Genomic DNA, 15,404 nt, shown 5'->3' on the forward strand with positions numbered 1-15,404 from the left:
CTAATTTAATTTATTTGAAGTTGATAGTACAAAATTGTTATTATTAACATCAATTACATAATTTCTCTTAGGTTCTATCTCACTCGAAACTATTGCCCTTGCAATTAAAGTCTCAATATTTCTTTCAATATATCTTTTAATTGGTCGAGCACCATATTGTTGATCATAACCTTCTTCTAAAATTTTTTTTATAGATGAATCTGTAAAATTTATAATATATTCATTTGATAATAAAACTCTCTCTTTCAATTCATCTAAAGTTTTTATAATAACTTCTTTAATAACATCTTTAGATAAAGCATTGAAAGTCACAATATTATCAATTCTATTTAAAAATTCAGGTCTAAAGAATTTTCTTAAGTTCTCATTTAGAACATCTTGGTCAATTAATTCTGGTGGTGTTGAGATTAGATATTCAGAACCAATATTTGAAGTCATAATTATGATTGTATTTTTAAAATCAATTGTCTTTCCAAGAGAATCAGTAACTCTACCATCATCTAAGATTTGTAAAAATATATTAAAAACATCCGGATGAGCTTTTTCTACTTCATCAAATAATAGTATTGAATATGGTGCTCTTCTTACACCCTCAGTAAGTTTACCTCCCTCTTCATAACCAACATAACCAGGAGGAGAACCTAATAATTTAGATACTGAATGTTTTTCCATATATTCAGACATATCAAACCTCAGCATTTTTTTCTCACTTCCAAATAAATTTTTTGCAAGTGATTTTGCAACTTCTGTTTTACCAACACCAGTTGGACCTAAAAATAAGAAACTACCTATTGGTTTATTTGGATCTTTAATTCCACTTCTACTTCGAATAATTGCATCAGATACAAGTTCTAATGCTTGATTTTGACCTTTTACCATTTTTTTAAGTGTTGTACTTAAACCTAAAAGTTTTTGTTTCTCACTTTCAATTAGATTTTCCATTTCTATTCCAGTTCATCTAGATACAATTGAAGCAATTTCAATTTCAGTTACTTCCTCTGAAATTAATTTCTCCTTATTATTATCAAGTGCAGAACTTAATTGTTTTTCTAAGGCTGGTAATAATGAATATTGAATTTCTCCAGCTCTTTGATAATTAGCTTGTGCTTGAACTTGTTCTAGTTCAACTTTTAAACTATCAATAGTAGATCTAAACTGATTAATTTTTTCTAAAGCTTTTTTTTCAGAATTTCATTTATTATTAAACTCGGCTTGTATTGATTTTAAATTTTTTAATTCTTTTTCGGCTTGTTGTAATCTATCTTTAGATTTTTCATCTTGTTCCTTAGAAAGAGCTGCTTTTTCAATTTCTAATTGCATAACTTTTCTATCAATTTGATATAACTCTGTAGGAACTGATGCTAACTCCGTTTTAATGGTGGCACTTGCTTCATCTACCAAGTCAATTGCCTTATCTGGTAAAAATCTATCGGAAATATATCTATCACTTAATTGTGCAGCTGCAACTAAAGCATTATCATGAATTCTTACTCCATGGTATGTTTCAAAACGTTCCTTTAGTCCTCTTAAAATTGAAATTGTTTCTTCAATAGTAGGTTCACTTACAATAACCTTTTGAAATCTTCTTTCAAGTGCAGAATCTTTTTCTATATATTCTCTGTACTCTTTTAAAGTTGTTGCTCCAATAACTTTAATACCACCTCTAGCAAGAGAAGGTTTTAATAGGTTTGAAACATCCATTCCTCCGCCATTTCCAGTTTTTCCTGCTCCAACAATTAGATGTAATTCATCAATAAATAATATTATTTGACCATTTTCTTTTTGAATTGCATTTACAATTCCCTTAATTCTTGCTTCATAATCTCCTAAAAAACTAGCTCCAGCCATAACACTTCCCATGTCTAACTCTAGAATTTTTTTATCTTTTAAAACACTTGGAACATCACCTTTATTTATTCGTTGAGCTAAACCTTCTGCAATTGCTGTTTTACCAACACCGGGCTCACCAATTAAAACCGGATTATTTTTAGTCTTTCTACTTAAAATTCTAATTACTCTCATAATCTCGTCATCTCTTCCAATGATTGGATCAATTTTTCCTTCTTTTGCATCCTTTGTTAAATCCCTTGTATATTTATTTAGGATTTCTGGATCATTTAAAGGATCTGGTTTTTGTGTAAAATCCATAAACATTCCTCCTCTTGATTAGCACTCTATGTGTCTAATTGCTAATCAATAATATATTACATTTTGTTTTAGCAATGTCAATGTTTAAGTGCTAATTTTTTGAAATTTTATAAAATAATTTGAATTAAAGAATAAGGTATTAATTATTTACTTATCAATTAGAAAACTATCTTGTAAATATATAACCCAACTAAAATAAAAACACAAATTAAAAGCACTAGTTTATACCAGTGCTATTAAGTATTAAATTTTATTAGAATAATTTTCTTCAATAAAAATGCAATATAGTTGCATAAAAGTGGAATAAGCCAATTTTGCTTTTTCCATTAAATTTAAATTTGAAGTTGATCTAATCACTTCTCCTTGAAAAAGTTTTATATTTATTGGTAGATACCTAAATACATCCAAATTTATTTTTTTATTTAGCTCAATAAAATCTTCAATTTTATCTGATCTCAAAACTAAGCTTAAAAGAATTTTTTGTTCCTCACTAATTAGACTTTTTAGATCTTCATTTTCATTAAAATCACAAAATAGTAAAATTAACTTATAGTTAATAGCATTTGAATCCTTAGAATTTTTAATTTTTTCAGTTTGTTTTTTAGTCAACTTTAATCAAATATTTGAATTATATCTTAATTGAGTTAAAAAGATTTGTTTTAAAATAAATATTCTTTGTAGAATTTTAAATCCATTTCCAATTGTAAACTTACTAGAAAAAAAGTTTGTTGTTCAATAAGATATATTTTCTGTTAGTTTTCACAAAATATAAGTCTTATTAAATTCTCTTTCTAACTCTTTTACTATTTTTATAAAAGAATTACTTTTAATTGCCTCAGAAAAAAGTATATCGTACTTTTGCTCTATTCTTACCTGAGGTTGATTTGAAAAGTTATATATAATATCTTTAAAATCTATAAAATTATCATCATTAGTTAATTTTAAAAAAGATAAATTGTTATTATCAATAGTTTTTAATTGTTTAAGCATGTGTTCCTCCAAACAATTAATCGCTCTTTTTAATTTATTTTTTTAGAAAGATCATAATTAATTACAGAATTATATCCTTTTTTAATAGCATCCTCATATGTAGCTTGTACACAAATTTCTAAAGCTAAACCACATATCTCTAAATCTTCTACTTTTTTACTTTTTAATCAAAAGTCTAATTCAGATTCAACATTTAACTTCTTATTTTCATTATCTTTAGAAATATAAAAAGCAGAATAACTATCATAATCTAATTTAGTTCCTTTTCTTATTATTAAGTCAGCATTTGATGAATCAATAATAAATTCTGCTCCTTGTGAATTAATTATGCAGTGTTCTGGTCATTCAGTAAAAGAGATATGATTTTGGGGATGAAAATCTCCTGAAAAAATAACATAGTTTCCATTCTTTTTATATTCACTAATTTTATTTTCAATTTCATTTTTAATTAATTCACCCTCAGGCACATAAAGTTTTCCCAATGGATTAGCAAAGTCATATTGATAATCTACTACAATTAAAGCTTTTTTCATATTATAAAAAATCTATTAATATCTCATTTAAGATATTAAATCCCCTTTCTGTACATCTAAGATTATTATTAACTATTTCTAATAAATTTTGTTCAATTTTCTGTTCAATTTTTTGTTTATAAAAAGTAACTATCTCTTTATTTTTTTCTAAAGATACATCAATTCCTTCTACCATTCTTAAACCCATCATTATAATTTGGAAATAATAATCTTCTTGTGAAAGCAACTCAAACTCTTTTTTATAATTCAAAATATTACCTTCATTTTTAGTCAAATAATATTTATTATCAATTTGTTCAAATCCTGTAGCACCAATACCTACACCAGCAAATGTTGAATTATTTCAATAACTAATATTATGAAATGATTTCTTATTTTCGCCTAAAGCATAATTAGATATTTCATATCTAATATAACCCAAATCCTTAAGGCCTTGATTAACTATTTCATCAAATAACTCGTCATTTTCGGGTACTTTCATATTTTTTCTTCCCCAAATTGATTTTTCCTTCATTATTAATGAATATCATGAAATATGATCTGGCTTTAATTCTTTAAGATACTTTAAATCTGTTGCAATATTTTCTTTAGTTTGATCATATAAGTTATACATTAAATCTATACTTACGTTTTTAAATCCCGCTTTTCTAATTAGTTTGAAAGCCTTTATTGCTAATGAATTATCATGAATTCTTCCAATTTTTTTTAATAACTCATTGTCAAAAGTTTGAATTCCCATACTAACTCTATTAATATTAAATTCCTTATAAATATTTAATTTCTCTAGTGTAACTGATTCAGGGTTTAACTCTATTGAATATTCGAAGTTTGGTCTGTTAGTAAACTTTAAGAGAATATTGCACATCCTTATTGTTTGCTCTTCGTTTAAACAACTTGGAGTTCCTCCCCCAATATAAATACTTTGAATATCTTCTAATCTATTTTCATAGTCTTGTAATTCAAGTTCAATTTTATCTAAATACTTTTCAATTATTTTTGGATCTTGTGGTTTTTTTACTTTTACAAAATCACAATAAAAACAAATATGTTCACAAAATGGAATGTGAACATATAAGCTATTAATTTTTCTATCTATTGATTTACTACTCCTCATGGTTTTAATGAAAGACCTCTTTTTTTTCTAATAATTAATCAAGGTATAACAATTAAGAATAAAAGAATTGCCATTGAAGTAAAGAATATAATCATACAAACTTTATTTGCTTTTTTTCTTATTTCTTTTATTTCTTGTTGTGGTATTATTTCATATCCATAATACCCAATTAAATTATTTTTTCTTGTTCTAGTTGTTACTATGTTTAATACGTGAACTATTAAAGTAATAAATAAAATAACTATATTTGTTTTAATTTCTGAATCTAACGATTTTAGACGCCCAACTTTTCAAAATAAGAAATAAATATCTGGATTTCCATTTAAATATTTACTTTGTAAACCATACATTATTGCTAATGAAATTGCTCCAAAAATATAAATACAAAATGATACTCAGTTTAAATAAACTCCTCTTGATATTAATGTTCTATAATTTCTAGTAATAAAATAAGGTACGAGCTCTTTTCCAAATAAGAGATCCTTTTCATATTTTTTGACATTTGAATAAATAAAGGCAAAGTCAGTCAAGCTAGTTATAAAAAATCCTGCTGATACAATTAATAATGTTATTGAGAAGAAAGGATACATTACTTTTGCTCTTTCCACTCCCATGTAAGTTCCATTATCTCCAGCTTTATAATAAATTGCTAACATAATTGAAGTTGTAATTATACCAACTACTCCTATTAAGAATATTAAAAATATTCTTAATTTCTCACTTCTTATTTCCCTAGCTATTTCTTTTGGAATGATATTTGCCTTTTTCATTCTTTCTCCATATGAATTATGTTCATAAGGATTATAATTATTTGAACTAACTGGTGCATAGTCAACTTCTGGATTGTATCCAAAATTTGGATTAGGATTAGGATTATAAAATTGATTATTATTAGAAAAATCATTATAGCCATATTGCATATTATTATTTGGCATATGATAATTTTCATATAAAGGTTTATTATTATAAATTTCATTTCTTTGAAGATTATTGATTTGATTGTTTGGAGGATAAACCATTCTATTATATTGATTTTCATCTCTATAATTTCCATAATTAATTCTTGACATATTCTCAAAATCTAAACGCTCTTGTTTTAAATTATTACTATATTGATTTTGATAATTTACATATGACTGCATTTGAGTTGGTTGATATCTTGGTTGTTGATATTGAATTAAATCTCTTTGATTATTTTGAAGATAGAATTTTTCATTTGGATCTCTTACTTCACTTCTCTTATAATCAGGCATTCTATTTTGTTGATAACTATTATCAAAATTTAATTGTCTTGGTCTTATATACCCAGAGTTCTTATTTTCAATTAGATTTTTTTGATATATTGCTGTTTCATTAAAGTAATTAGGATTATTTTGAGGGTTTGAATTTAACGCAAAATTTCCAACAGTTTGTTGGTTTTGATTTTCATTTAATTCTTCATTTTTAATTGGATTTACTAATCCACTCATAAAAAACGCCCCTTTTTTTTATGAGCATAAAAAGGTTTTATTTTTTTCTTCTATCTCTTTGAATTTTTTTAATTTTAGCTATTTCTAGCTCAAAATTATTTCTTTGATTTTCAAATTTTTCAAGTCTTTTAAATTCATCTGCTGATACTTGCTCTTTTTCAAAGTAAAATTTTGAATTTTTTCTAAAAAGTATCAAAAAATATATAGTTAAAGAAATAGATGCAATTATTGTAAAAACTAGCAATACAACTCATAAAGGAAGACTAAAGTCTAATACTTTAAAATTTGTTTTACTCATTAATAGTGTTTTCATAACAATCACCTTTTTAGCCCAACTGTAAATTACCCTATCTACAATCTTAATTATAATAACATATTTATTAAAAAAACTAGATTTTTTTAATCTAGTTTTTTCATTTTTTTAGTCTCAGCTTGCCACTAAAGCGTCAATAATATCATTTTTTCACTCTTGAATATCTAAATCATTAACAAAAAAGTCAATAAATTCATCTTTTAAAGTAACAATTAAGTTCATTGAAAAGTCATTTAATTCAATATCTAATTCTTTTAATTTTTCTAAAACTTCTTTAGGAAAATCAGGACTAAAAGCAATTGATTGTACACAATCTTCTGCAAATAATTCAGCATCTGATTCTTCTTGCAATGAACCCATTAGAGCAGAATAAACCTCTTCTTCACCTATTTCATTTTCTTTAACAACTCTTGCTATTTCTTCAAGGGGTTTTCCATCTAATTTTAATGGTTCATAATTTTTTTCAATTTCTTCTCCAAATAAAACAATAGCAAAATATAAACTCATTCCAGCTATTAATTCTTCAAACATCTTATCTGCTATTTCATCTGGTAAATTATCAATATATTCACTTATACTATTTGCTTGTACTTCTGTCATTTTATAGTTCTCCTTATTTATTTAATTATCTAACAAAAAAGTCCATTAATATAAAAAAGTTTTAATAATTATCTATTTAATGGCTTTATACTAATGACAATTATATAAGAGAATTTAATTAAAATAAAAACTTCAACTTTTAATAGTTGAAGTTAAGAATAAAATTATATCTAGTATTTTTAAATAAATTAATTATTTATAATATCCATTTTTGTATATATTATACTGTTATAATCTCAACTCTTATTATTTGGTCCTCATATTTCAAATCCCCTATTATAATGATTTTCCCTATCTTTATTAGGATCTTCTAAATCTATGATATGGTCAAAATAAAAATCTTTATAAGATGAATTTTCATATTTATAATTAAATTCAGAGGTATGATATGAAACTTTACTTTTAATATATGAATTTAACGCATATTCAATTTCAGTATTTCTAACTTCTGTTTCTTCATCTTGCTTATAATCAATCTTTTGTTTAAATGTAAAATTAGCATTATATAATTTTAAATTTAGATGTTGATTTTTGCTATTTGCAATAATCTTGCCTTTTTCATTTACCACTTCTTCAATTAGTAAATCTGGAGAGTTTAGTTGACTACTATATTCTTCAAAAAATTCTTTCATTCAAGTGCTTAAATTACTTGTTACATACCCCACAAAGTAATCTATATATAATGAAATTAAACCAATATAAATATCTTCTCCTTGATCTGTTTTGATTTTTAGTACATCCTCTCATATCCTTGTACATGAAAATGTATTACCTGATATATGTCCTGATCCCAAAAATATTGAGAATGCATTTTTCTTTTTTAGATTCCAATGATTATCATTTGTCATTTCTGATCCAAATTCAATTTGAATATTATTATAAACATTTGAAAAAGCTTTTTTTACTTCATCTTCACTTTTACCAACATAAAACCCTGACATCAATTCTATTCCAAATGGTTTTTCTAAACTTGCATCAGTTGGAAGTAAACTATCATATAAAAAATTAACATTATTATTATCTACATCATCTTTTTTAACGATTCTTTCATATTTATTTCCATTGTTTGAACCTGATCAAATCTTAAAGTGATCATCTTTTGATGATAACTCTAAGTCACCATTTTCTAATTCATTAACTTCTAATGAACCAAATCTTTCTAAAATTTCTTCATCTGATCAGTTAGTTTTCTCTTTTTCTGGGTCAGTTGTCCCTCCAAAACAAGATACTACTGTAAACGAACTTGAAGTTACCAATGTTATTGAACCAAGTACTGCTAATAATTTTTTCATTTTAATTTTCTCCATTTCTTATAATATCATTATAAATATTTTCTGATAGATTTCTAGTATTTGTTTTAGAATTTCACTCATAAGTTACTAATTTATTATTTATAATGGTTGAATACATTTTATAAATAATAAACTCTTCAGATATTGAATTGATAATTGATAATTGATTTTTATATAATTCCAAGGCACTTTGATAATCCTTATAATAAACTCATTTCCCAGTATTAAGTTTAAATTTAAAGACAGTATATTTACCATCACTAATAATATTTTCTCAATCTTTTTCTTGATCTTTTAAATTAACTGACTCATTTTTATGAATATACTTATAACTCAATTCTATTTGTTTTTGTAATTCTATAATGACCTCTTCTTCATTTTTTCTTGAAAAGTAGACTTTTCCATTTATATCATAAATTTCATATGCCTTTCTTAAGATTTGTAATGAGTTTTGAAACATTATTTCTTTTGCCGCATTTGGATTTGATGCTATATTTTCATTTAATTGATCTGAAAAATCAGATATATCTTTTTTATCGTTATTGTCAACATAATACATTCTTTTAATTCTTATTCCATTATTATTTTTATCATTGTCTAAATAATAAAAATTATTCTTTCAATTTTCAAAAGTTGTAGTAAATTCTATATCTCCAATATCCAAAGTTACATTCTTGCTATTTTTATTTTGTACATTCTTTAATATTTCACTTTGAAAAAATAATTGACTTTCACGGAAAGAAAATTGATATTTTGTTTTTTTATTATCTAACGTTTTTCCATATAATCAATCATCATATATTGGAGAGCTTTTTATATCTGTATTATATAAATTTTTAAAAAGTTCATCATAAATGGAATTGAATACTACTTTTTTTTGAACTTCACTAAATTGTGAGAGTTTTGTAAAATTTGCAATTTTTTGTAAAGTTTCTTTAAATGAAATACCATTTTGTTTTGCAATAGAATTAATAATTTCACTTTCATTGAAAAGATTTTTTTTAAAGCTAAATGCACTATCTAACTTATTAATAAAATTATTCCCTAAAAAATTTATTTCATAATTTTCATCTTTAATTTCTTCTTTATCAATTATTATTTTTTCTGGGTTTGTATCATTATACCCGCTTTGTACACATCTATCATTATTTGTGTCAAGTCTAAACATAATATACTTTTTGCCATTTAATGAGTCATAATATTTAAAATCATGTCATTGCCTTCTATTATTTTTAACTAAACTACAATAATCAGAGACCATATGCTCAGTTCAACTTCCTCTAGTATTTAAACTATTCATAAATTCTGTAAGTACTATTTGACCCCTTCCTTTATCACTAACACTAATTTCTAATTTCTTTCCTGAATTTAATACTTTAATGTCTATTCCTTCAAGATTATTTTGAATTAGTTCAAATCATTGACCACTTGGAGCAGTTAGAGTAATTTTATACTTAAATTGATTTGAGATAATATCATCTATATTACTAGAAAAATAAGACCAGAAATTATCATAAAAATAATCATTAAAATAGTCTTCCTTATATCTGAAAGAATCTTCCAAAGGACTTTGATTCATAGTATTTTTTAATGGACTATTTTTTTCTTCATACATTAAGCCATCTGCATCATATTTTGTTTTAAATGCATCATAGTAGTATCCTTTATGCATTTTTGATTGAAGATCTGTCATATCCTTTTTGTTAAAAGCATTATAATAAATACCATTATGAAAATAAAATAATGATTGCTTAATTGTTGCATTATTTTTTTGAAATGCTTTTTTTGCCTCAAATTCTGAGTCAAACCATTTAAGAGAATCATAAGAATACTTTGGTCTTATTAATCCCTTATTTACATAACTATCTAAAGCTCTTTCTTGAGCTGATTTTGTTTCCTTATTAATCGGGTCTTGATAACATCCTGAGTTTTGACCAGGTAAACAGCTTGGAAGAGTTACTTTTCCTAGTGCATTTTTATATACTTTTACAAAGTCATTGGAATGAACTCCATATAGTTTATCTGGATCAAGCTCATTTGTTGAATAGTTTTTAATAATTTTATTTGGATTTGAAGAGGTTGTCTCTTGTAAAATTGGGTTTTTTAGAAATTCTTGAGAAAGTATAGAGTTCTTATCCCTATATTGCTCTCCTTGGTAGTTATAAAGTACTTCAGAACCTATTATTTTAGAATTAAGTTTTAAATCCTTTTCAATTTCACTAATTTGCAATTCAGCCTTTTCATTAAAACTCTTTCTTGTATTTTGTTCAGAACTGTTTGTTAATAATGGAGCAGTAGTTGAAAAAAGAGCTGCCATAGATAGTAGAAACTTTGCTTTCATTAATTTATCCCCCTTGTATTTGAATTATCAATTTCTTTAATGTTTGAATATAAGTAATCTATATATTCAGCTCTATTTGAGAAAAATTTATCATTTAGTCAAAATTGTTCAACTTCAATCTCAATTAAATTATTTCTAAAATTTAATAATTTCATAATGTAATACATTAAATTAGTTTTGTCTTTAAAATAGTATTTTATTCCATAAAAATCAAAATAATAAATAGTTGTCTCTTCAAAATCTAAATTATACAACTCATCATAGTTATTTTTACCTTGTACTAATTCTGAAAATAAAACCTTTTTACTTGTATAAGTAAATGTTGATAATACATATTCCTTTGCTTCTTCAAAATTTGTAAAGTATCTATATTCGTTTTGTTCAAATGAATATTTATAGAAAATTTGATATTCTTCTTTTTCCAATTTTTCTAGCATGCTTTGAAGAGCCATTTGTTCATTATCAAATCTGCCTCCGAAAAAATCTGTATATCTTTCGCCAATTTTTCCACTAATTAAATATTCCTCTAATAAAATATTTACAAGATCATCCTTATTTTCATTTTTATAGTTTTTGTCTTTAGAAGAGAAATAAACTTTTTTTCCATTCATTAAAGTCTCATTAATAATATCTCTTTTTAATTGAATAATAGCATCATCATAAGTTGGAAAGTATCTTTCCTGATATAAATATATATCATTTTTAATAGGTTTTTTTAATTGGGTCACTCTAAAGATTTTTGAAGGATCAAATTTTTTTGATGAAAGAATAAAATTTGTCATTTGATATTCTAATCTTTGATGAGTATCTGGTATTAATAATTGATAAGTTTTTGTACTACTTATAGGTATAAAATCTAGAATCTCAATAACAATTGAAGTTATAATTAAAGCCTTTTGTGCCTTAACAGATAAATCCAATACCTTTGTTACATATCTTTCAAAAACTCCATTATTTTGGGCTACTTTTTTTTGAATATCTGAAACTAAATCATTAAATTTACTCTCAGCAAAATCTAAACTCTTATCTGCAAGATGATTAAGAATATTTTTTATTTCATTTGAATCTTTTCTTGAGTTATTAAACTTACTAAATTCCTTTTTATTAACTAAAAAATCTGTTATATAAGTTGCATCTTCAATACCAATTTTTTCTACAAAATCTTTTCATTCTTTTCTTGTATCAAATTTTAAAAAGAAATTATAATAAATTTTAGAGAGCATTAAATTATCCTCTTGTGTGATATTTGTAAATCTAAAAGCCTCCTTCATTTGATATAGATAAATTGAACATAATGTTGAAAAATCCATACTTTTAATATTTTTTAAACTATTAACAGCTGCATTGGATTCTCCAATAAGACCATATTTTTTTATTAAATATTTAAAGTCAGATAGTTCCGTTTCTGCCTTAAATCCATCAAAAACAGTATTAACAGTAAAGTTTTCTAAACTTCCAAATCTATTTTCTAAAATACCTAAATCTACAATTGAATTGACATTCATTGTCACTAAAAACATTAATTGTTCTACCAAATAAACAATTGTAGAACTTATTAAATTAAATAAGGCTTCTTTTGCACTACCTGTTTCAGAACTTACTAACTCTCAATTATTTTTATTTAAAATAATATTTTGTATATCTGAAGTTGATTCAATTATTGAATCACCTGTATAGACACCATCTTTTTCATCAATTTGTTCCAGATGATAAAGTCCTGGGGAGTTATAAATCTTATCAATTTTTGCCTTATCAACTTCAGTTGGATTTATAACTGATAAATCATTAACTTGACTATCTAAAAACTTATCTCCACTTTTAGTTGTATATTCTAATTCTAATGAGTTTTCTATTTGTTGTTTCAAACCTTCTTTTGTATATGCTAAATTTCCATAATTATATAAATCTTTACTTGGAAGGGAATTATTGTTTAAAAAATTTGAGTAATAATCCTCTTCTAAATCAGATTTATTTTCATATTCCTTACCATTTGAATAGTAAACTTTTTCTATTTTATCAAGATAACTTTTTTCAACTGCTTCTTTTGCAATTTGTTCATTAGATTCAGAAATAGCTTTACCATTTGCATCTTTATAAACTATTGTTTCATCATTTGAATCAGCTAAAACCTCAGGATATAGTTGTCCTAGCGAATCCATTACATAATCATCTACATTTTTATTTGTTTTTGTTTCTTTTATTTCATAAGAATTTTCAATATAATCAAAAACTTCTTCAAAAGTTTCAAATTTATTTTCACCAAGAATTAATTGATTATAAATATCTTGATATTTTTGAGACTTTACTCCACTTTCTTTATTATATAAAAAATAGTCAATAGCCTCCTTTTTTGAGTCAAATTTTTCTCCAAATAATTCATAATATAAATCATTGATAGGATTTTTTCAATCACCATTTTCATCAATGTTACGACTACATGCTACTACCATTGATGCAGAACTTGCTCCAATAGATAGTGTACCTAATATTGTTAGTATCTTTTTAATACTTCTCACCCTCTCTATTATTTTTTAATATATTTAAAAATATCTTTTAAAAACTCTTGAATGCTAAATTGATTATTAATAATTCTGAATTTTATGTATGAAATAAATTCAATGAAAAACATTAGTGAAATATTTAGCATAAATATCATTAATATGAAAATAATAATAATTGAACTATTATTTTTTGTAATTTCATTAATGGTTGACGAATTGCTCTTAATATTAAATTTAATATTATTATATTGAGTTAATTCTCTTATCATTAATCTATTATTTTGAATATTTTTAAATAATGTTTTTTGATATTCATTAATATTAATTATACTTTTAAAAATAGTTGAATTATAACTAGAAATATCTAGCAATTTATATGTTCTTATTTTTTTAAAACTTAGATTATATTCATAAGCTATTTCTTTTTCAATGCCAATTGTATTAATAACATTAAAATAAATTGAAGGCTCAATATTTGTCTTAAAAAAATAATTAAATCCATATCTATTGAAATCTTTATAAATATATCTAAGTTCTTGATCTTTAATATCTATGTTTTTAATATCCTTTCATAAAAAAGAATTTATGACATTTAATCAGTAATTCATTTCATATTCTTTAAAGTATAAAAAACTTTGAAAAACTTCAATATAACTTTTTTCAGTTATTTCATCAATTTCTAAGGGATTACTAAGATAATTTATAAGATAAAAATAAAATATATCTTTATAAAAATTGTTTACAAGACCTATTTGAAAATCACTGGCGTTATTAATTTTTAATATAAGTTTGCCATTTTTGAAGTCCAATTGAGAAACTAAAAATTTTAGTTCATCAATTTTTTGATCATCTCATAAATAATTATTTTTTAGTGTCTGATTAAATTTTTCTAGACCTCTATAAAAATTGTTTGATTCTTTGAATCAAAATGTTATTTTTGACATTATTTTTTCAAAATCCTCAGATTTCATTAAATTTTTTCAAATTAAATTTATTCCATCACTTTTGTTATATTCATTGTTAATTTTATAATCATATACATTACAAACTGGATATAATTCTTTATTTACATAAACAATTTCAGTGTTATAACCTTCACAAAAATTAATCATATATTTAGTATACTCATCAAAAATTACCTCATTTTTATAATTAATAATCTCTAAATTTTTAAAATTCATATTATGAATAGGATTATTTAATGCTGTAGCAATAAGATTAATATCTTCAAATGAAAAATTTAATTTTTCTTTATTTTTTGAAACTTGATCTACTAATTCATAAGAAACTCTTCTTTCTGAAATATTTTTTTGAACAATTGTTAAATGTAAAATATTCATTAAAGACAAAATTACAAATAAAGAGCTAAAAATTATACTTGATAGTTTATTAGAAATTATTATTACTCCTGAAATAATTAAAAAACAAATTGGAATATACAATATTAATAAGAGTTCTTTTATAAGAAAAACTTTAAAAACAAAACCAATATTATTAAATCCTATTATTCAAAAGTGAAATAAAATAAATATTGAGTGAATAGAAGAAGTTACAATTAATAAAATAATAAAACTACTCAATAATCATAGACAAATATATCTAAAAATATATAAATTTCTATATGCATCTCTTTGAAAGAAATAGTTAAGAATTTTTACTTTTTTTAAATAATTTATAATTACAAATGATATAAAGGGAATTATGCAAAAATAAATAAATCAATCAACATAATAAACTAAAACATTTATAAGGATTAATTTATTTTCATCAGCTGAGCTTTTTGAATTATACGATAAATTTGATTTATATGTAAAAAAGGCTATATTAAAAATTAAAAAATATATTAAAGTCAGTGAAATTAATACTATTCATGACTTTGCATTTTTAATATGCTCTTTAAAAAAATCAAAATTAATATGCATTTTCCCACCTATTATTCTTACTAAAGTTTTTAAATACTAGTTACTTAATATAAAACAAAATTTAATATGTATAAACTAAATTCAAACTTTTTAGAATTAAATACATAAAATAATCTCAATTTAAAAATTTAAATAAATCTATTTATTATTCACCACATTATACTTTTTTATTATATTCATT

11 protein-coding genes are annotated in these 15,404 nt (G+C 23.6%); all 11 read right to left on the minus strand.

Annotation, left to right across the window (positions count from 1 at the left end; all coding sequences use genetic code 4):
* Entirely contained in the window at positions 1-2,148 is a 2,148-nt protein-coding gene (locus tag AAHM84_RS02905) for an ATP-dependent Clp protease ATP-binding subunit (protein WP_342258448.1), read from the minus strand.
* A gap of 243 nt (positions 2,149-2,391) precedes the next feature.
* Entirely contained in the window at positions 2,392-3,138 is a 747-nt protein-coding gene (locus AAHM84_RS02910) for a hypothetical protein (RefSeq protein WP_342258449.1), read from the minus strand.
* Between the two features lie 29 nt (positions 3,139-3,167).
* Positions 3,168-3,671, minus strand: a complete 504-nt coding sequence (locus AAHM84_RS02915) for an isochorismatase family protein (RefSeq protein WP_342258450.1) — start codon at positions 3,669-3,671, stop codon at positions 3,168-3,170.
* A gap of 1 nt (position 3,672) precedes the next feature.
* Positions 3,673-4,785 (minus strand): radical SAM family heme chaperone HemW, encoded by a 1,113-nt coding sequence (hemW, locus tag AAHM84_RS02920; protein ID WP_342258451.1) that lies wholly within the window; start codon positions 4,783-4,785, stop codon positions 3,673-3,675.
* Positions 4,764-6,254 carry an MSC_0882 family membrane protein gene (locus AAHM84_RS02925; protein ID WP_342258452.1) on the minus strand — a complete coding sequence of 497 codons (1,491 nt, stop codon included), beginning with the start codon at positions 6,252-6,254 and terminating at the stop codon, positions 4,764-4,766. Before AAHM84_RS02925 ends, hemW begins: the two co-directional genes overlap by 22 nt.
* A gap of 37 nt (positions 6,255-6,291) precedes the next feature.
* Positions 6,292-6,567 (minus strand): TIGR04561 family membrane protein, encoded by a 276-nt coding sequence (locus AAHM84_RS02930; protein WP_339029425.1) that lies wholly within the window; start codon positions 6,565-6,567, stop codon positions 6,292-6,294.
* 108 nt (positions 6,568-6,675) lie between these two features.
* A complete protein-coding gene (locus AAHM84_RS02935) occupies positions 6,676-7,167 on the minus strand; it encodes a hypothetical protein (protein ID WP_339029427.1) in 492 nt (163 codons plus the stop codon).
* A gap of 188 nt (positions 7,168-7,355) precedes the next feature.
* Complete coding sequence (locus AAHM84_RS02940; RefSeq protein ID WP_342258453.1) at positions 7,356-8,459, minus strand: lipoprotein; 1,104 nt, start codon at positions 8,457-8,459, stop codon at positions 7,356-7,358.
* A gap of 1 nt (position 8,460) precedes the next feature.
* Positions 8,461-10,800 (minus strand): hypothetical protein, encoded by a 2,340-nt coding sequence (locus AAHM84_RS02945; RefSeq protein ID WP_342258454.1) that lies wholly within the window; start codon positions 10,798-10,800, stop codon positions 8,461-8,463.
* The gene (locus AAHM84_RS02950) at positions 10,800-13,316 is read right to left on the minus strand and encodes a hypothetical protein (RefSeq protein ID WP_342258455.1); all 2,517 of its coding nucleotides are present in this window, start codon (positions 13,314-13,316) and stop codon (positions 10,800-10,802) included. The genes AAHM84_RS02945 and AAHM84_RS02950 overlap by 1 nt, the downstream gene beginning before the upstream one ends.
* Before the next feature lie 8 nt (positions 13,317-13,324).
* Positions 13,325-15,223: a hypothetical protein gene (locus tag AAHM84_RS02955; RefSeq protein ID WP_342258456.1), complete on the minus strand. Its 1,899-nt coding sequence runs from the start codon at positions 15,221-15,223 to the stop codon at positions 13,325-13,327.
* Positions 15,224-15,404: the final 181 nt, after the last annotated feature.

The sequence above is a fragment of the Spiroplasma endosymbiont of Dioctria linearis genome, assembly GCF_964030865.1.
Classification (GTDB): Bacteria; Bacillota_I; Bacilli_A; order Mycoplasmatales; family Mycoplasmataceae; genus Spiroplasma_A.